General features: G+C 74.9%; 16 protein-coding genes. 7 read left to right on the top strand and 9 right to left on the bottom strand.

The genetic code is table 11. The features are described 5' to 3' along the window. Positions 1-376, bottom strand: a 376-nt coding sequence (locus ACF053_RS14925; protein ID WP_391954254.1) for a Scr1 family TA system antitoxin-like transcriptional regulator, incomplete at its 3' end; no start/stop codon positions are given. Between the two features lie 91 nt (positions 377-467). On the opposite strand from ACF053_RS14925, the gene ACF053_RS14930 reads away from it, so the two are divergent. Further along, positions 468-878 carry a hypothetical protein gene (locus tag ACF053_RS14930; protein WP_391954255.1) on the top strand — a complete coding sequence of 137 codons (411 nt, stop codon included), beginning with the start codon at positions 468-470 and terminating at the stop codon, positions 876-878. 81 nt (positions 879-959) lie between these two features. Here the strand turns inward: ACF053_RS14930 and ACF053_RS14935 are convergent, their stop codons facing one another. After that, entirely contained in the window at positions 960-2,240 is a 1,281-nt protein-coding gene (locus ACF053_RS14935) for a hypothetical protein (RefSeq protein ID WP_391954256.1), read from the bottom strand. 834 nt (positions 2,241-3,074) lie between these two features. Here ACF053_RS14935 and ACF053_RS14940 point away from each other — a divergent pair. Then, positions 3,075-4,334, top strand: coding sequence for an LLM class flavin-dependent oxidoreductase (locus tag ACF053_RS14940; RefSeq protein ID WP_391954257.1), 1,260 nt, complete (start codon positions 3,075-3,077; stop codon positions 4,332-4,334). A gap of 193 nt (positions 4,335-4,527) precedes the next feature. Here ACF053_RS14940 and ACF053_RS14945 read toward each other — a convergent pair whose 3' ends face one another. Then, positions 4,528-5,460, bottom strand: coding sequence for a phosphotransferase family protein (locus ACF053_RS14945; RefSeq protein ID WP_391954258.1), 933 nt, complete (start codon positions 5,458-5,460; stop codon positions 4,528-4,530). An 86-nt stretch (positions 5,461-5,546) separates the two neighbouring features. Between ACF053_RS14945 and ACF053_RS14950 the strand changes: the two genes are divergently transcribed. Then, entirely contained in the window at positions 5,547-6,167 is a 621-nt protein-coding gene (locus tag ACF053_RS14950) for a GNAT family N-acetyltransferase (RefSeq protein ID WP_391954259.1), read from the top strand. A gap of 87 nt (positions 6,168-6,254) precedes the next feature. On the opposite strand, the gene ACF053_RS14955 is transcribed toward ACF053_RS14950, so the two are convergent. Beyond that, the gene (locus tag ACF053_RS14955) at positions 6,255-6,950 is read right to left on the bottom strand and encodes a GDSL-type esterase/lipase family protein (RefSeq protein ID WP_391954260.1); all 696 of its coding nucleotides are present in this window, start codon (positions 6,948-6,950) and stop codon (positions 6,255-6,257) included. Positions 6,951-7,009: 59 nt separating this feature from the next. Here ACF053_RS14955 and ACF053_RS14960 point away from each other — a divergent pair, with 59 nt between their 5' ends. Continuing rightward, a complete protein-coding gene (locus tag ACF053_RS14960) occupies positions 7,010-8,032 on the top strand; it encodes a WD40 repeat domain-containing protein (protein ID WP_391954261.1) in 1,023 nt (340 codons plus the stop codon). Here ACF053_RS14960 and ACF053_RS14965 read toward each other — a convergent pair. The 3 genes from ACF053_RS14965 to ACF053_RS14975 all read right to left on the bottom strand — a co-directional run bounded on the left by ACF053_RS14965 (position 8,014) and on the right by ACF053_RS14975 (position 10,507). Further along, positions 8,014-8,490 (bottom strand): DUF3224 domain-containing protein, encoded by a 477-nt coding sequence (locus tag ACF053_RS14965; protein ID WP_391954262.1) that lies wholly within the window; start codon positions 8,488-8,490, stop codon positions 8,014-8,016. The genes ACF053_RS14960 and ACF053_RS14965 overlap by 19 nt on opposite strands. 96 nt (positions 8,491-8,586) lie before the next feature. Continuing rightward, positions 8,587-9,474, bottom strand: a complete 888-nt coding sequence (locus ACF053_RS14970) for a hypothetical protein (RefSeq protein WP_391954263.1) — start codon at positions 9,472-9,474, stop codon at positions 8,587-8,589. Between the two features lie 259 nt (positions 9,475-9,733). After that, on the bottom strand, positions 9,734-10,507 hold the full coding sequence (locus ACF053_RS14975; protein WP_391954264.1) for a TetR/AcrR family transcriptional regulator: 774 nt from the start codon (positions 10,505-10,507) through the stop codon (positions 9,734-9,736). Between the two features lie 102 nt (positions 10,508-10,609). Here ACF053_RS14975 and ACF053_RS14980 point away from each other — a divergent pair, with 102 nt between their 5' ends. Then, a complete protein-coding gene (locus tag ACF053_RS14980) occupies positions 10,610-11,704 on the top strand; it encodes an ATP-binding cassette domain-containing protein (protein WP_391954265.1) in 1,095 nt (364 codons plus the stop codon). Beyond that, positions 11,701-12,540 (top strand): ABC transporter permease, encoded by an 840-nt coding sequence (locus ACF053_RS14985; RefSeq protein ID WP_391954266.1) that lies wholly within the window; start codon positions 11,701-11,703, stop codon positions 12,538-12,540. Before ACF053_RS14980 ends, ACF053_RS14985 begins: the two co-directional genes overlap by 4 nt. A gap of 199 nt (positions 12,541-12,739) precedes the next feature. Here ACF053_RS14985 and ACF053_RS14990 read toward each other — a convergent pair whose 3' ends face one another. Continuing rightward, entirely contained in the window at positions 12,740-13,432 is a 693-nt protein-coding gene (locus ACF053_RS14990; protein ID WP_391954267.1) for a DUF4360 domain-containing protein, read from the bottom strand. 288 nt (positions 13,433-13,720) lie between these two features. Further along, positions 13,721-14,839, bottom strand: a complete 1,119-nt coding sequence (gene serC / locus ACF053_RS14995; protein ID WP_391954268.1) for a phosphoserine transaminase — start codon at positions 14,837-14,839, stop codon at positions 13,721-13,723. 320 nt (positions 14,840-15,159) lie between these two features. On the opposite strand from serC, the gene ACF053_RS15000 reads away from it, so the two are divergent. Beyond that, the gene (locus tag ACF053_RS15000) at positions 15,160-18,000 is read left to right on the top strand and encodes an FAD-binding and (Fe-S)-binding domain-containing protein (protein WP_391954269.1); all 2,841 of its coding nucleotides are present in this window, start codon (positions 15,160-15,162) and stop codon (positions 17,998-18,000) included. Positions 18,001-18,071: the final 71 nt, after the last annotated feature.

Here is an 18,071-nt window from a genome sequence, read left to right on the forward strand (position 1 = left end):
CACAACGCAGAACGGCCTGTACATAGTCCGGGGTCTGAAGCAGCCCTGGAATCAGGTGGTTCTCGTACTTGTGGATCCCGGCCGCCCTCGCCTCTTCGACCAGGTAGTCCTCGAACCACGCCGCCACACCGCTCGCCGTGACCTCCTCCGCGACCTCAAGTAGTGCACCCTGTGCACCCAGGACCTCGTCCGCGACCTCCACGAAGCGGGCGCTCGGCTTGCGCTCGCCGCGTTCGATCATGGCCACCTGGGACTTGGAGTACGAGGTGTGCTCGCCCAGCAGCTCCAGGGAGACCTTCGCGCGCTGCCGGTGGAAGCGCAGCAGCCGTCCGAACGCCTTCGCGGCACCGGGGGTGCCGTTGGTCCCGATGTTCACAGGGTTCACAGTCGCCGCTCCCATTTGCACAGCTCAGCACAGACGCCTTGTGGCGCTGGTCACAGTAGAGCGGAGTCCGGAAGCTGGTCTCATGAATCTTCCCAAGCCGCTTGACACGGCCCCTTCCTGGGTTCCCGCCTCCGGACACGCCCTGCGTCACACGGGTGTCCACTTCGACGCCGTACGGATCGCCGGGATGCTCGCGGAGGAGGTGGCGTACCGGCTCATGACGTACACGGACTTCCAGGCGGGGCCGATCGTGCGGCAGTTGGCGGGCCAGCGGAACATGTACTTCCTGGTGCCGCCGCAGACGGCCGCCGCCTACGGCTGGCCGGGGGGCCGGGCGCGGGCGCTGTCGCGCGGGGCGGGGTGCGCGGCGTACGTCGGGGTCCCGGCGCTGGACGGTCTGACGTGGCCGCTGGACTGGCGCTCGCGCCCCACCCGGGACATGCCCTTCGTCGATCCGGAGCTGCTGCACCACCTGCTGCTGGAGGTCCTGTGAGGACGCGGGCCGTACCCGTGGGCATGCGAAAAGGCCCGGCGGCGCCCACAGGGGCGTCGCCGGGCCACGTGGTGGTCGCCGTCAGCGGGACAGGGACTTGGCGAAGAGGGCGTAGAGGTGCTTGTGGGCCTCGTCCTGCGTCGGGTAGAGCACCAGGACGCGGATGGTCAGTTTGCCGCCCTTCGGGACGACGTGAACGCCCTCGGGAGGCGAGCCGAGGAGGACGTCCCCGTGGGAGCCGTCCTCGATGATCATCCCCCAGAACGTGCTGGTGAACTCCTTGTGGAGCACCGACCCGACCGGGAGCTGTCCGAACCCGACGTTCCAGTGGGTCACGTCGGATTCACCGGCGTACAGGGTGATGTCGTAGGAGTGGATGTACTTCTGCGTCTCCCAGTCCTGCCAGCTGGAGTTGAAGGTGAAGTCGACGGTGAGGTTCTTCTTCGCGGCGGTGAACGTGACGGTGTCCGGCTCCGACTCCTGGGTGCCGCGCACGGCCGTCGCCGTCACGGCGTGACTGCCCGTGGCCCATCCGCCGTCCGGGGTGAAGGACCAGTTCTGACCGTTCACCGGGGCGCTGCCGAGTTTGGTGCCCCGCTCGATGATGTGGACGGAATCGGCGTTGAAGGCGACACCGTCGATCGAGGTTCCGGTGTCGACCTCCGCGCCGTCCAGGGGCGACCTGATGTCCACGACGGGGCTCGGCAGCGTGACGTAGAAGCGCTGGTACGCCTTGCCGGAGGTCACGTCGTCGCGCACGGCCACGGCGGCGAGGTCGTGCTGCCCGAGCGGCCAGTCGGCGTCCGGGGTGTACTCCCACGCGCTGTCCTTGACCGGGAGGTCGGCCAGATGCTTGGCCCCGTCGTAGAGCAGCACCTGCTGCACGTCGGGGGCGGCGGTGCCCCGGACGGGCTGACGGCGGTTCTCCGTCTGCGCCCCGGCCGCGGGGGCGGTGAAGACCGGGAGCGGCACCGGCCGGGCGAAGGCGAGGGCGGACTGGGCCTGGTCGTTCCACGTGCGGGTCGGGCTGCCCGACAGGGGGATCTTCGTCATGTCGTCGATCGACGTGCCGGCCTTGACGGGCAGCTGGCTGCCGCCCTGGTTGGTGCGCGTGAAGAGGATGTTGTCGTCGGCGGTGTTGTTGACGACGGAGCTCACGCCGTCGTCGCTCTGGTCGAACTCGTACTCGCTGAAGTTGTTCGCCGTGCCCTTGGTCGGAATGACGAGGATCTTGTCCCGTGGTCCGCCCACGTTGTAGTTGACGTCCGCGAACAGCGCGAAGGTGTTCGCGGGGGCCTTGTCCTTGCCTCGGCCACGGATCACGTAGGGCTTGTCGGGGGTCTTTCCGCTCTCGTCTGCCACGCTTCGTCCCGCTCCTTTGCTGGTGATTTCTCCCTGGCCAGGCTTCCGGGGCAACTGACGGACCGTCAATTGCGGGATGTGCGTTCGAGCGCGATCCGGCCAGCTGTCACGCTGGCCGGATCGCGTGGGGGGACCGGCCCCCACCGCGCCTCCACGCGGCGCCGGTCGACGATGCCCGCCGGACGGTCACGACGCCGGGACGAGTCCGCCGCCCCCGCGCCCGGCCGGGCCCCGGCCGGGCGGGGTGTGGCGGTCGGCGGGCCGCCGCCGTGTCGTGCGGTACCGGTCGGGGGTCGTCGCCGAGGGGTGCGAATCCGGCCCGCGCTCGATCCTCGTCCCGTGTGGGGGCGGCGGGTCGTTCGCGTGATCCGATCGGCCACCAGTTCCCTCCGGCGCCTGCCCGTCGAACGACATGCCGCTGCGGCTACCGCCACGAGTGGCGGTGGCGGACCGCGCGGGGGCGGTGGACCACGACCCGGCTCCTCGCCGACGCGACGGGCCGTCGGGCGTGCGCGGCGTCAGCCGGTCGACGCGGAACCGAGGAACCGAGGCGCCGTCCTGGTCCCACAGGACCTTCACGGCCCGGTCGAAGGCCGAATCCGCCGCGGCCGCACCGGACGGCCGGCCACGCCCCCGCCGCGTACCGGCCGACCGGTGGCGTTCGGCGTGCCGGACAGGCACCGACCGGTGGGGCAGGTGGTGCCGTAGTGGTCGGTGAGGGGTGAGGTACCAGCCAAAACCACATTGGTTGGGTATGCCACGTACCGCGTACGGGCAGCTCGTGATCGCCGGGTCGATGCCGCGCCCGACCGCCTGACCGAGGAGCACACCGCCATGAGGTTCGGACTGCTGTACCAGCACCAGTTGCCCCGCCCGTGGGAGGCGGGCAGCGAGGAACGCCTGCTGCACGAGGCCCTCAACCAGATAGAACTGGCCGACCGGCTCGGCTACGACTACGTGTGGGAGACGGAGCACCACTTCCTGGAGGAGTACTCCCACTCCTCCGCCCCCGAGGTGTTCCTCGCCGCCGCCGCCGCCCGCACCGATCGGATCCGGCTCGCTCACGGCATCGTCACGCTCGCCCCCGGCGTGAACCACCCCGCCCGCGTCGCCGAGCGGATCGCCACCCTGGACCTGATATCGCGCGGACGCGTCGACTTCGGCACCGGGCAGGGCAGTTCGCAGATGGAGCTGGACGGGTTCGGCGTCTCCCGGGAGACCAAGCGGGAGCAGTGGCAGGAGGCGCTCGGCGTCGTCACGCGGATGCTCGCCGACGAGCCGTTCACCGGGCACAAGGGCCGCTGGATCGACGTCCCGCCGCGCAACGTCCTGCCCAAGCCCAAGCAGCGGCCCCACCCGCCGCTGTGGGTGGCGTGCATGGCGCGGCAGACCATCGAGTCCGCCGCGCGGGCGGGCCTCGGCGCGCTCTCGCTCTCCTTCGTCACGCCGGAGGAGGCGAAGGAGTGGGTCGACCTGTACTACCGGGTGATCGCCTCCGACGACTGCGTCCCCGCGGGGCGGGCCGTCAACCCGAACTTCGCGGTCGTCCTGCCCTTCATGTGCCACCCGGACGAGGAGACGGCCCTCGACCGGGGCCTGGACGGCGCGCACTTCTGGTCGTTCGGCCTCAAGTACTACTACGGGCTCGGCCGCCACCGGCCCGGCAGCAGCGACCTGTGGCAGCAGTTCCAGGAGACGCGGGCGGAGCACGGCCTGACGCGCGACCCGGTCGCGGCGCTCGGGGAACCCCGCACCCCGGAGGACGAGGCGCGGCTCGCGCAGATCGCCTCCCTGCGCCAGGGCATCGGCACGCCCGAGCAGCTGACCGACCTGGTGCGCCGGTACGAGGCGGCCGGAGTCGACCAGGTGATCTTCGCGGCGCAGCTGGGCCGGACCCGGCACGAGCACGTGTGCGAGTCGCTGCGCACCTTCGCCGGGGAGGTCATGCCGGAGTTCGCCGCCCGCCGCGCCGAGCGCGACGCGGACAAGGCGGCGCGGCTCGACGGGCCGATCGCGAAGGCGCTGGCGCGGATCGAGCCGGACACGACCGACATCGGCGACTACGCGGTCGCGCCGGAGCCGCGCGGGAGGTGAGCGGGGGCGGGCGGGTGGGATGCCACCCCGGCCCGAACGGACGGGAGGTCGCCCGGGCCGGCCCGAACGGACGGGAGGTCGCTCGGGCCGGGCGGACGGGAAGGCCGTCCGGGCCGGGCGGGAGGCCGCCCGAACGGACGGGAGGCCGCCCGCCCCCCCGGCGCCCGACGCGGGGCGCCGGCTCGCCGGGTGGTCAGGCCGCCGCCGTGCCGAACCACGCCTCCGCGAGGCCGTCCAAGGTCCGCGCCCCGCGCGTGCCCACCTCGCGCAGGTACCAGGGGAGGTCGCTGTACACGTGCAGCAGCGTGTACGCGAGCACCACCCGCGGGTCGACGGCGCTGCCGTACGCCGCCAGCAGCCGGGCCATCAGGTGCGGGTCGCCGCCGGTGACGAAGACGCCCACGCCGACGAAGTCGTACGCCGGGTCGCCGATCATCGCCGGCTCGAAGTCGAACAGGCCGGTCAGCCGCCACCCGTCGGGGTCGGTCAGGAGGTGCTGGCGCATGACCTCGGTGTGCAGCAGCGCCGGGCGGTGCGGGGCGCTGGGCAGCGGGACGGACGCGAGGAAGCCGGGGATCTGCTCCAGCCACGCCTCCGGCAGGTCCCGCGCGCGCTGCCGGGCGACGGCGCGGGCGCGTTGCCGCTCGGTGAACGCGCCCCAGTCGCCGGGCCCGAGGACGTCCGCGAGCGGGGCCGGGTCCAGGGCGTGCAGCGCGGCGAGCGCCTCGCCGACCCGGGCGGCGAGGCGTACGCGGCCGGCGCGCGGGACGCGGCCCCAAGCGTGCGCCAGGTTCTCCCCGCGCAGCCGCGACATCAGGACGTACCGCCAGCCGTTCTCGTACGCGCCGGCCGCCTCGACCCGCGGGGTCGGCACCGGCAGCCGCCCCTGGAGGTACGCCAGCACCCGGCCCTCGGCGATCCCGTCGTGCGCGGCGGCGCCGGGGAACAGCTTCAGGACCAGCTCGTCGCCGACCGCGTACACCGGCTGCGACCCCTCCGGGAAGCGGGCCAGGGGCGCGCCCGCCAACCCGAGGCGCGCGCACAGGTCCTCGACCCCGGGCCGCATCACCACCTCGTCCGGTACGACGGCGTCCCACTCCTCGTCGGTCTCCACGGCAGGCAGCACGGCGGCGACGGTAGGGGCCCGTGCTTCCGGCCGCCACCGGATTATCCGGTGGTCAACCGGAGCCACCGGTACGACAATTCGGGACCATGGGATCCACGGAAGCCTTTGTGACGACGGACCGCCTGGTCCTGCGCCCCTTCGCGCCCGGCGAGGAGGGGCTGCTGGTCGAGCTGGACGGTGACCCCGAGGTCATGCGGTACCTGAGCGGGGGACGGCCGACGCCCCTGGAGGTGGCGCGCGACGAACACCTGCCGGGGATGCTGCGCCGGTACCCGTGCACGGGGACGCGCGGCTACTGGGCGGCCGAGGAGGCGGCGACGGGGGAGTGGCTCGGGTGGTTCGAGTTCCGGCCGCTGAAGGAGGACAGCGCGGCCGAGGTCGAGCTCGGGTACCGGCTGCGCCGGGCGGCGTGGGGGCGCGGTCTCGCCACGGAGGGCGCGCGGGCGCTGGTCGACAAGGGCTTCGCCGAGATGGGCGTCGAGCGGGTCGTGGCGTACACGATGGCCGTCAACAGCGGCTCGCGGCGCGTGATGGAGAAGGCCGGGCTGACGTACGTGACCACGCACTTCGACGAGGAGTGGCCGGACCCGATCGAGGGCGCCGAGGAGGGCGAGGTCGAGTACGCCCTGACCCGCGCCCAGTGGCTGTCCCGCCGGTCGGCACCGGAAGCGGCACCGGCGGCCGGCGCGGCGGACGCGTCGGCGTAGGAACGGCGGACGTGTCGGCCTGGGCCCCGGTCCGGCGCGTCGGGGCGGTCCGGCAGGCGGGACGGGTGGCGTGGCGCCGGGCGGCCGTCAGGGGGCCGGGCGGTACGGGGCGCCCAGGCCCCACGCCTGGTGCAGGGCGGTCGCGTACGCCGCGGCCAGTTTGTGCTCGCCCGACGGGCCCGGGTGGGTGCCGTCGTACGTGTCGGCGCGCAGGTCGTAACCGGCCGGCGGGGACGCCAGCAGCAGCGGGGACGTGCCGTGGTCCAGGTCGGCGACCGTCTTCGCGAGCAGTTCGTTGAAGCGGGCGCACTCCGCCGCGAACGGCGGCTCCTCCTCGGCGCGGACGTTCGGGATGACCGGCAGCAGCACCGCCCGCACCCGCGGGTTCGCCGCGCGCGCCGCCGCGACGAACGCCCGCACGTTCTCCACCGTCTGGTCGCTGTTGGTGTAGAAGCCCAGGTCGATCAGGCCGAGCGAGACCAGCAGCACGTCCGCGCCGCCCTCCGCCACGGCGTCGCCGATGAGCGGCGCCATGTGCAGCCAGCCCTCGCCCCATCCGGCCAGGTGCGCGCGGGCCGCCTCGGGGAAGGCGGGGTCGGCGTACGCGGTGGAGACCGGAGCGCCGGCCTCCGGGTCGTACAGGGTCGTGCGGGGGCCGACGATGCCGTACCGGCCGGGGCCGAGCGCCGCGTCCAGGTGCTGCCACATGCGGTAGCGCCAGGTGTGCTCGCCCGCGCTGCCGATGGTCATCGAGTCGCCGACGAACAGGAACCTGGGACGCATGGCCGCCATCATGGCCGGTCGCGCGGGTGGAACGCCACGTGACCGTGGACACTGGGGCCATGGCTCTTCTCCGCGCGCTGTGCACGACCCTGGGCGGCGCCGCCCTCGCCCTCACCGCGCCGCTGCTCGCCGCCGGGCCCGCCCTCGCGGACGACGGCGGCGACGGGTTCACCCTCACCGACCCGCGGATCACCGAGTCCAGCGGGCTCGCCGCCAGCCGCGCCCACCCCGGCGTCTACTGGACCCACAACGACCAGGACGAGCCGCGGCTCTTCGCCGTCGACGGGCGCACCGGACGGACCGTCGCGACGATCACGCTGCGCGGCGTGGGCAAGCCCCGCGACATGGAGGCCGTCTCCGTCGGCCCCGACGGGTACGTGTACGTCGGGGACATCGGCGACAACCTGGGCGGCTCGTGGAGCCACGTGTGGATCTACCGCTTCCGCGAGCCGGAGCGGCTCGGCGACGCGACGGTCACGGCGACGCAGTACACGGTGACGTACGAGGACGGGCCGCGCGACGCGGAGGCCCTGATGGTCCACCCGAAGACGGGCCGCGTGTACATCGCGTCGAAGCACGAGGACGGCGGCGGCCTGTACGAGGGGCCGCGGGAGCTGTCGGCGAAGGGCAACAACGTCTTCCGGCGGATCGGCGAGGTGCCGTGGGTGACCGACGGGGCGTTCTCCCCGGACGGGACCCGGCTGGTGCTGCGCAGCTACTTCAGCGCCCGCGGCTACGCGTGGCGCGACGGGCGGCTCGGCCCGGACGAGCGGGTGCGGGCGCCGATCCAGGGCCAGTCGGAGTCGGTGACGTACACGCCGGACGGGTCGGCGCTGATGTTCGGCACGGAGGGCGGGGGCAGCCGCGTCGCGCGGGTGCCGGTGGAGGGGACGGGCGCGGCGCCCGCCCAGGGCCCGAGCCCGACGCCGCGGCCCTCCGGGTCCGCCTCCTCGCCGTCGGGCGACGGCGAGGGCGGCGGGTCGGGGCTCGCGCTGGGCGCCGTCGTGCTCGGCGCGGCGCTGCTGCTGAGCCTGCGGCGGCTGCGGGGCCGGGGCCCTGGGGGTCAGTCGCCCAGCGCGTAGTCGAACCAGACGCGGTGCGTGCCGTCCTCGTCGACGGCCAGGCCGCCGCCGCCGGTGATCCCGGCGAGCTCGCCGGTGCCGCTGCCGGGGACGACGGTGAAGTACTCGCCGAGCCGGCCCGAACCGGCCGTCGTGGAGGCGGCGTGCACGAAGTTGAAGGTGCCGGCGCGACCGGCGAGCGTGCCCTCGAAGGACTCCATCGCCACGTAGGTGCCGGTGTCCGCGCCCGTGTCGTAGGCGGAGGTGAAGAGGGTCGCGGACCGGCCGCTGACCTCGCCCTCGTAGCGCTTCTCCATGGTGGCGACGGTGACGGGGAGGGCCGTCTCGACGGCGGGGTCCGGTTCGAGGGAGGTGGGCTCGAACGCGGCGACCGTGAACGTTCCTGAGGCTCGCGTCGGGCCGGTCGGGTCGGTCGGGCTCGTCGGGTCGGTCGGGTCGCTCGGGCTCGTCGGATTCATCGGGCGAGTGTACGGCCGGGGTGTGACAGCGGGGCCGGTCGCCGGGGAGACGGCGGCCGGCCCCGCGGTGGGCCCGGTGCGGGGGTCAACGGCCCGTCAACGGCAGCTGAGCATCGGGCCGTTGAGCATGGCACCCGAGACCTGCTGGCCCTTCGGCGTCCAGTAGCCGAGCTTGGAGACCACCGACGAGCAGGAGCCGGACGGCAGCGTGACGCGGACGGTGACGGCGGCCGGGCGGCCCGCCGCGAGGTCGGTGAGCGTGCAGTCCACGGCGTGCGGGCTGCGCCGGGTGGGGCTGCCGCTGGTGAGCGGGTTGACGCAGCGGGCGTCCGGCGAGGTGACGGAGACGCCGCTGCCGGGCTCGCCGATGACGCCGAGGCGGGCGCTGCCGTCGCCCTCGGCGGCGACCTGCGTGATCTTGTACGTGAGGGTGGTGGTCGTCCCGGGGCGCAGCGTGGCCGGCGCCACCTCGACGCGGTGCGTCGGGGCGGGCAGGACCGCCGCGAGGGCGAACGTGCCGCCGACGGTGCCGGTGAGCGGGGTGGTGGAGGCGGCTTCGCGGGGGCCGCCGCCGATGCTGACGGTCGCCGTGACCGCGTACGTGCCGGGGCCGGCGTACTCGGCGCGGGCACCGAGCGTGCCGGAGGCGGTGGCGTCCTGGGCGTCACCGCGCCGGGCCGTCCAGGTGCCGGAGGTGGTGCAGGCGCAGTCGGCCGAGGCGGAGACGGTCATGGACGCGCCGGAGACCGTGACGCACAGGCCCACGGCCGGGCCGGCCGGGCGCTGCGAGCCCTGGAGCCGCAGTGGCGCGGCGGGGACGCAGTGGGTGGCGGCGGGCGCGGGGTCGGCGACGCGCACGGCGGACGCCGTGGGTGCCGCCGCCGGTGTCGTGGCGGTCGTGGCGGAGGCGGGGGCTGCGGCGCCCGCGAGGAGGGTGAGGGCGACCGCCGTGAGGGCGGTCGACGAGGGGGGTCCGAGACGCACTGCGTTGCCTCCTGCTTTCTGCGGCTGCTTCCCCACCGATGCTGCGCGACCGGCGCGCGCACCGCGCGCCGACTGGGCCATCGGGGCCCACCGGGAGCGGCCGGGAGCGGCCGGGAGCGGTCGGGAGCGGTCGGGGGACGCGTCGGGGGGCGCGTCGGGGAGCCGTCGGCAGCCGACCGGGAAGGGCCCTTGGGGTACCGGCCGGAGCTGCTCGGGGGTGTGCGGGGCGTCCGGCGGTACGGGAACGGGTCGGGACGCGTCAGGACGGGTCGGCCGCCCTGCGGGCGACGACCGCCTCGAAGCCCTCGACGAGGCACCGCAACCCGAACGCGAAGTGGTCGAACTCCGCCGAGAAGGTGTCCTCCGACAACTGCGCCATCAGCGGGAACCGCCCGCCCTCCATGGCGCGCGCCAGGATGGGTTCCTGGCTCTTCCAGAAGTCCTCGTCGCTGACGCCGGTCTCCCTCGCCGCCTCCACGGCCTCGATCTCCATCCGCGCGATGCCGCCGACGAAGCTCTGCACCGCGATGATCACCGACAGCGTCTCCGGGTCGCTCAGCCCCATCCCGCGCAGCCCGCCCAGCGCCGACTCCAGCCCGCGCAGGGTGCCCGGGCCGAGGACGGTACGGCTCTGGTTGACCTTCAGCAGCCAGGGGTGGCGCCGGTACAGGGCGAGGTGGCCGCGGGCCAGGGTCTCGACGGCGGCGCGCCAGTCGGCCTGCTCGGTGACGACCGTGTCCGGCGGGAGGCCCTGCACCCGGTCGAGCATCAGGTCGAGCAGCTCGGCCTTGCCCGGCACGTACCGGTAGAGGGACATGGTGCCGACGCCCAGCTCGGTGGAGAGCCGGCGCATGGACACCGCGCCGAGCCCCTCGGCGTCGGCGAGCTCGACGGCGGCGGTGACGATCCGCTCCAGGGACAGCCCGCGCCGGGGGCCCCGGCTCGGGGGCGTCTCCGTGCCCCAGAGCAGTTCCAGGCTGCGGACGATGTCGCCGCTGCCGCTCGTCGTGGTGTCGCCGCCGCTGCTGGTCATGGCGCCAGCGTACGGCCGGGAAAACACCCCGCACCAAAACTGAGTACGGTGTACGCTCCGCTGGGTACGGTGTACTCAGTTTCTGTGAGCGGAGGCGACCGCATGGAGACCACCCACGCGATCCGGGCCGAGGACCTGCGGAAGAGGTACGGCGACAAGGACGCCCTGGACGGGTTCGACCTGCTGGTGCGGCCCGGTACGGTGCACGGGCTCCTGGGCCCCAACGGCGCCGGCAAGACCACCGCCGTCCGGGTCCTCGCGACCCTGCGGCGGTTCGACGCCGGGCGCGCCGAGGTCGCCGGCGTGGACGTGGCCCGCCACCCCGGTCGGGTCCGCGGCCTCATCGGGCTCACCGGCCAGTACGCGGCCGTCGACGAGGTGCTGACCGGGCGACAGAACCTGGAGATGTTCGGGCGGCTGTTCCACCTTGGCGGCCGCCGCGCCCGGCTGCGCGCCGACGAACTGCTGGAGCGCTTCGACCTGGTGGAGGCCGCGGACAAGGGCGTCGAGACGTACAGCGGCGGCATGCGGCGCCGGCTCGACCTGGCGGCCTCGATGGTCCTCGCCCCGCGGGTGCTCTTCCTCGACGAGCCGACGACGGGCCTGGACCCGCGCGGCCGCGGCGAGGTGTGGGACGCCGTACGGGACCTCGTGGCGGGCGGGACGACGGTGCTGCTCACCACCCAGTACCTGGACGAGGCGGACCGGCTCGCCTCGCGCGTCACGGTCATCGACCGCGGCCGCGCCATCGCCGACGACACGCCGCAGGCCCTGAAGGACCGGGTGGGCGGCGACGTGATCGAGGTCGTCGCCGCCGACCCGGCCGACCTGCCGCGCGTCACCGCGGTGGTGGCCCGGGTCGGCGAGGGCGAGGTGCGGGTGGACCAGGCCGAACGGCGCGTGCACGCCCGGGTCCGCGACCGGGTGGAGGCGCTCACGGAGGCGGCGAGGTCCCTGCGGGACGACGGAGTGCGGGTCGAGGACATCGGGCTGCGCAGGCCGACGCTGGACGACGTGTTCCTCCGCCTCACCGGACGCGCCGCCCGCGAGGCGGCGGCGGAGCGCGGGGCGGCGGGTGGCGGACCGTCACCGGACGGGCCGCCGCAGGGCGGGCCGGAAGGCCGGGGGAGCGGGCCGGGCGGCACCCCGGCGGCCGGGGCGGCGCGTCCGACGCGGCGGGAAGGGGCGGCGGCGTGAGCGGCACGACCCTGACTCCCGCCACCGGGCGGGGGCGCGCGTACTGGGCCGTGGCGGACTCCTGGAACATCGTCCGCCGCAGCCTCACCCACTACCGGCGCAAACCGGTCTACATCGCCTGGCAGCTCGGCTTCCCGATCGTCTCCGTCCTCCTGTACGGCTACGTCTTCGGCGGCGCGATGAAGGCGCCCGGCGGGGGCGGCGGCACGGCCGACGACTACCGGAACTACCTGATGCCGGGCATGTTCGTGACGACCATGGCGTTCGGCTTCATGAACACCGCGACGACCGTCGTCACCGACGCGTCCAAGGGGGTCACCGACCGCTTCCGGTCCATGCCCATGGCCTCGTCGGCGGTGGTGACCGGCCGCGGCGTGACCGATCTGCTGATCGCCTGCGCCGAGCTGGCCATCCTGGCCGCCACGGCGCTGGCGATGGGCTGGCGCGCCGGGGGCGGGGCGGCGGCGACGGCGGGCGGCTTCGGCCTCCTCCTGCTGCTGCGGTTCGCCCTGATCTGGGTCGGCGTCTGGCTCGGGCTGCTGCTGCCCGACCCCGAGGCGGCCGGATCGCTCTTCGCGGTGGCGTTCCCGCTGACGATGATCTCCAGCATCTTCGTCCCGACGTCGACCATGCCCGGCTGGCTGGGGACCGTCGCCGCCTGGAACCCGCTGTCGTCGACGGCGTCCGCGGCGCGCGACCTGTTCGGCAACGAGGTGGCGTCCGACGGCAGTTGGATCCAGGAGCACGCGCTGCTGATGGCCGTCGTGTGGCCGCTCGCCATCACGGCCGTCTGCCTGCCGCTGGCGGTGCGCCGGTTCCGCGCCCTCTGCCGCTGAGGCCCCGGGCCGCCGAGCCGCTGGGGTGCTGAGGCGCTGAAGTGCCGAGACGGCGGGGGTGCGGGCCGCCGGGGCGGCGGGTCGGGGCGGGGAGGGGTGGGTCCGCGGAGGGGGCGCGGACCCACCGGTCACGGGGTGGCGGCCGCCGGTGGTCGGGGTGGCGGCCGCCGCCGTGCGCCGTGGTGCCGCCGTGCCGGCGTCAGCCCCGGCGGTCCGGGCACTCGCGCCAGGCCAGCCGGTAGACGGTCCTGATGTCGCCGTCGGTGGAGTCCATGGCGATGAAGCTGTTGGTCTTCGCGGTGTCCGAGGTGCCGGCGTTGACGCGCAGCTCGGTGTTGATGTTGAAGTTCCGCTTCACCCCGCACGGCGCCCACACCAGCTGGCCCCAGTCGGTCTGGTCGGTGGCCTGCCAGTTGTTGTCGAACGGCCCGTTGAACGGGTGCTGGCGCGCCGCGGTGTCGGGCGAGCCCTGGAAGTAGTACGACGCCTTCTGGATCGCGGAGGCGCCGCGCTCCAGGTGCGCGTAGCCGCGGTAGTCGGCGCTGGCCACGGCGTACGTGAAGCCGTGCGGTACGTGGACGACCAGGTTGAGCTGGCAGTTCTTGCGGAAGTCGGTGGGCTTGGAGCCGACGCCGACCTGGGCGAGGTAGTTGCTGTAGGTGACGGTGAAGGCCGTGTTGTCGGGGGAGACGGCGACGGCGGCCGTCCCCGCGGGGCAACCCGAGCCGTTGACCGTCGCGATCTCGATGACGATCTTGTCGGGCGGGGCGACGATGCCGCCGCCGGCGGCCGTCGACGTGCCGGGGGCCAGCAGCGTGGACCCGGCGAGCGCGACGGTGGCGCCGCAGGTCACCAGCGCTCTGGAGGTTCTCCTGGAGGGCTTCACGGACATGGTTCTCCGATCGGTCGCCGGTCGACGTGGGGGGTTCGACCGAAAGAGCGGTCATGGACATGTCAAACTTTCAAACGGTTCGGGCCGCTGTGCCCCGCTCCGTCCGGACGTGCGCTACGGATGGTAGGGACCACCGGCGCCGCTGCACAGGTCGCTAATCGGCCGCACGCACCGACCGCACGCGCCGGCCGTGCGTCGGCGCCGCACGGCCCGCGCACCGACCGCACGCGCCGAGGGGCCCGGTACCGCGCGGGTGGCGCGCGGTACCGGGCCCCTCGGGCGGGTGCGTCAGAGCTTGTCGATGACGTGGTCGACGCAGGCCGTCAGGGCCTCGACGTCGGCCGGGTCGACGGCCGGGAACATCGCGATGCGCAGCTGGTTGCGGCCCAGCTTGCGGTACGGCTCGGTGTCCACGATGCCGTTGGCCCGCAGGACCTTCGCGACGGCGGCGGCGTCGATCTCGTCGGAGAAGTCGATGGTGCCGATGACCTGCGACCGCTTGGCCGGGTCCGTGACGAACGGCGTGGCGTACTTGGACTCCTCGGCCCAGCCGTACAGGGCGCGGGCGGAGGCGGCGGTGCGGCGCACGGCCCAGTCGAGGCCGCCCTGGCCGTTGATCCACTTCAGCTGCTCGTTCAGCAGGAAGAGGGTGGCGAGGGCCGGGGTGTTGTACGTCTGGTTCTTCAGCGAGTTGTCGATGGCGGTCGGCAGCGAGAAGAACTCCGGCACGTGCCGGCCCGAGGCGTGCACGCGGGCGGCGCGCTCCAGCGCGGCCGGGGAGAACACCGCGATCCACAGGCCGCCGTCGGCGGCGAAGGACTTCTGCGGCGCGAAGTAGTAGACGTCCGACTGCGCGATGTCGACCGGCAGGCCGCCCGCGCCGGACGTGGCGTCCACCAGGACCAGCGCGCCCTCGTCGGCGCCGGCGACGCGCTCGATCGGCGCGGCGACGCCGGTGGAGGTCTCGTTGTGCGTGAGGGCGTACACGTCGACGCCCGCCTCCGCGCGCGGCTCGGGGTGCGTGCCGGGCTCCGAGGAGACGACCGTCGGCTCGGCCAGCCACGGGGCGAGCTTCGCCGCCTTCGCGAACTTGGAGGAGAACTCGCCGAACGACAGGTGCTGCGACTTCGACTCGATCAGCCCGTGGGTGGCGACGTCCCAGAACGCGGTCGAGCCGCCGTTGCCGAGCACCACCTCGTACCCCTCGGGCAGCGAGAACAGGTCGCGCACGCCCGCGCGGACCTCGCCCACGAGGTTCTTGACCGGGGCCTGCCGGTGGGAAGTGCCCATGAGGGACGTGCCGGTCGCGGCGAGCGCGTCGAGCGCCTCGGTCCGCACCTTGGAGGGGCCCGCGCCGAAACGGCCGTCGGCGGGCTTGATGTCAGCGGGAATCCGGATCTCAGCCACGCACCGGAGCCTAGTCGCTCCCCCGACGCCCCGACGCCCCTGTCCGTCGGATGAGACACCCGGACGTCACACGTGGACGAACACCCGGACGGGGTGGGCGGGGCCACCCGAAGGGGGCGGGTGGACGGGGTGACGTGCGGCGGGGACGCGGGGGTGGCGCGCGGCCGGGACGCGTGACGTGACGCGGGGGCGAACACGGGGCGGAAGCGTCGGCGGACGGTCGACGGAAGGTGTGTGCGGACGGCCGACCGGACCCGTCGGCGGACGGTCGGCGGGGCGCGCGGCCGGACGGCGGGGCAGGCGCGCGGCATGCTGGGGGCATGGGCGATCACGCACACCTGGAGCGGGCGCTGCGCGCCGCCGTCCGCGGGGACGTGGACTTCGGACCGGGCGCCCGCGCCCTGGTCACCATGGACGCCTCCAACTACCGGCGCGTCCCGCTCGGCGTCGTCGCGCCGTACGACGCGGACGACGTGGCCGCCGCCCTGGAGGTGTGCCGGGCGCACGGCACGCCCGTGGTGCCGCGCGGCGCCGGGACCTCCGTCGCCGGGCAGGCCACCGGGACCGGCGTCGTCCTCGACTTCACCCGGCACATGGGCGCCGTCCTCTCCGTCGACCCGGAGGCCCGCACGGCGACCGTCCAGCCCGGGGCCGTCCTCGACCGGCTGCGCGGGGCGGCCCGCCCGTACGGGCTGACCTTCGGGCCCGACCCGTCGACGCACAGCCGCTGCACCCTCGGCGGCATGATCGGCAACAACGCCTGCGGCGCCCACTCCGTCGCCTGGGGCACCACCGCCGACAACGTCGTCGAACTGGCCGTGCGCACCTACGGCGGGGCCGCGCTGCGCCTCGGGGCGGACGGCCGGGGCGCCCCCGACGGCGTCGTCGACCTGGTCCGGGGGCACCTCGCCCTCGTCCGCACCGGCTTCCCGCCCGGCCTGCCGCGCCGCATCTCCGGCTACGCCCTCGACGCGCTCCTGCCCGAGCGCGGCACCCACGTCGCCCGCGCCTTCTGCGGCGGCGAGGGGACCCTCGGCGTCCTCACCGAGGCGGTCGTCCGGCTGGTCGAGGCGCCGCCCGCCCGCGCCCTCGCCGTCCTCGGGTACGTCGACGAGGCGGCCGCCGCCGAGGCCGCGCCCGGCCTCCTGCCGCACGGCCCGCTCACCGTCGAGGGCATGGCGCACGACCTCGTGCGCGACCCGGCCGCCCGCGCCCGCCTTCCCCGGGGCGCCGCCTGGCTGTTCGTGGAGACCGGCGGGGCGAGTCCCGCCGAGGCCGCCGCCCGCGCGGCCGCCCTGCTGCCCGCCGCCGACGCCCTGGACGGCACCGTCGTCGGCGACCCGGCCGGGCAGCGCGCCCTGTGGCGGGTCCGGGAGGCCGCCGCCGGCACCGCGACCCGCACCCCGGACGGCGCCGAGGCGTGGCCCGGCTGGGAGGACTGCGCCGTACCGCCCGCCCGCCTCGGCGCGTACCTGCGGGACTTCCGCGCCCTCCTCGCCGAGCACGGGCTGCGCGGGACGCCGTACGGGCACTTCGGCGACGGCTGCGTCCACGTCCGCATCGACTTCCGGCTCGCCGAGCCAGAGGGCGTGCGGCGCTACCGCCGGTTCTCCGAGGACCTCGCGGACCTGGTCGTCGCCCACGGCGGCTCGCTCTCCGGCGAGCACGGCGACGGGCAGGCCCGCGCCGAGCTGCTGCCGCGGATGTACGGCGACGAACTCGTGGCCCTCTTCGGCCGGTTCAAGGACCTGTGGGACCCGGACGGCGGGATGAACCCCGGCACCCTCGTCCGCCCCGCCCGCCTCGACGACAACCTCCGCTTCGACGTCCTGCCGCGGACGCCCGTCGACGTCGCCTTCGGCTACCCCGACGACGGCGGGGACTTCGGGACGGCCGTGCGCCGCTGCGTGGGCGTCGCCGCCTGCCGCGTCGAGGGACCCGCCGTGGGGGCGTCCGTGATGTGCCCGTCGTTCCGGGCCACCGGCGAGGAGCGGCACTCCACGCGCGGCCGGGCCCGGCTGCTGCACGAGATGCTGGCGGGCGAGGTCGTCACCGGCGGCTGGCGCTCGACCGAGGTGCGCGACGCCCTCGACCTGTGCCTGTCCTGCAAGGGCTGCCGCAGCGACTGCCCCGTCGGCGTCGACATGGCGACGTACAAGGCGGAGTTCCTGCACCACCACTACGCGGGCCGGCCGCGTCCCGCCGCCCACTACACGATGGGCTCCCTGCCCGCCCTGCTGCGCCCGGCCGCGCCCCTCGCGCCGCTCCTCAACGCCGCCGCCCGGGTACGCCCCCTCGCGGCGGTCGCGAAACGGCTCGGCGGGATCGCGCCGCAGCGGTCCCTGCCGGAGCTCGCCCGCCGGACGTTCCGCGCCTGGGCGGCCCGCCACACGCCCCCGCCCGGCCTCCCGCCCGGGCCGCCGCGCGCGTACGTGTGGCCCGACACCTTCACGGACCACTTCACGCCCTCCGCCGGCCGCGCCGCCGTCACGGTCCTGGAGGCGGCCGGCGTCCGCGTGGCGCTGCCGCCGGGCCGCGTCTGCTGCGGCCTCACGTACGTGTCGACGGGCCGCCTCGACCGGGCCCGCGCGGTGATGCGCCGCACCCTGGACACCGTGGAGCCGCTCCTCGGCGCGGCGCCCCTGGTGGTGCTGGAGCCCAGCTGCGCGGCGGCGCTGCGCACGGACCTGCCCGAGCTGCTGCCGGACGACCCGCGGGCGCGGACCCTCGCCTCGTCGGTGCGCACCTTCGCCCAGGCCCTGGAGGAGACCGCCCCCGACTGGCGGCCGCCCCGCGTCGACCGGCCCGTCGCCGGACAGACCCACTGCCACCAGCACGCCGTCCTCGGCGACGCCGCCGAGCGCCGCCTGCGCGAGCGCGCCGGACTCACCGGCGAACTGAGCGGCGGCTGCTGCGGCCTCGCCGGGAACTTCGGCTTCGAGCGCGGCCACCACGAGGTGTCCGTCGCCTGCGCCGAGGACCGGCTGCTGCCCGCGGTGCGCGCGGCGGGCCCGGACACCGAACTCCTCGCGGACGGCTTCTCCTGCCGCACCCAGCTGCACCAGCTGGCGGGCCGGCGCGCCCGGCACCTCGCGGAGGTGCTGGCGGAGGCGCTCGACCCCCGCCCCGACGGGTCGGGGGGTGACCGTCCCGGCAGGTGAGAAAAGGGCACCCTGCCATGGCCGTCCACCTGTTTCACTGCTTACCGTGGACGGGACGGCCAAGCAGTGGA

This window comes from Streptomyces kanasensis (assembly GCF_043077165.1).
GTDB classification, from domain to species: Bacteria; Actinomycetota; Actinomycetes; order Streptomycetales; family Streptomycetaceae; genus Streptomyces; species Streptomyces changanensis.

Excerpts from the sequence above, each read along its gene's own strand:
- ACF053_RS14965 (WP_391954262.1), bottom strand. The coding sequence starts at position 8,490 with ATGAATCCGACGAGCCCGAGCGACCCGACCGACCCGACGAGCCCGACC.
- ACF053_RS14930 (WP_391954255.1), top strand. The coding sequence starts at position 468 with ATGAATCTTCCCAAGCCGCTTGACACGGCCCCTTCCTGGGTTCCCGCC.
- ACF053_RS14990 (WP_391954267.1), bottom strand. The coding sequence starts at position 13,432 with ATGTCCGTGAAGCCCTCCAGGAGAACCTCCAGAGCGCTGGTGACCTGC.
- ACF053_RS14940 (WP_391954257.1), top strand. The coding sequence starts at position 3,075 with ATGAGGTTCGGACTGCTGTACCAGCACCAGTTGCCCCGCCCGTGGGAG.
- ACF053_RS14975 (WP_391954264.1), bottom strand. The coding sequence starts at position 10,507 with ATGACCAGCAGCGGCGGCGACACCACGACGAGCGGCAGCGGCGACATC.
- ACF053_RS14950 (WP_391954259.1), top strand. The coding sequence starts at position 5,547 with ATGGGATCCACGGAAGCCTTTGTGACGACGGACCGCCTGGTCCTGCGC.
- ACF053_RS14960 (WP_391954261.1), top strand. The coding sequence starts at position 7,010 with ATGGCTCTTCTCCGCGCGCTGTGCACGACCCTGGGCGGCGCCGCCCTC.
- ACF053_RS15000 (WP_391954269.1), top strand. The coding sequence starts at position 15,160 with ATGGGCGATCACGCACACCTGGAGCGGGCGCTGCGCGCCGCCGTCCGC.
- ACF053_RS14955 (WP_391954260.1), bottom strand. The coding sequence starts at position 6,950 with ATGCGTCCCAGGTTCCTGTTCGTCGGCGACTCGATGACCATCGGCAGC.
- ACF053_RS14980 (WP_391954265.1), top strand. The coding sequence starts at position 10,610 with ATGGAGACCACCCACGCGATCCGGGCCGAGGACCTGCGGAAGAGGTAC.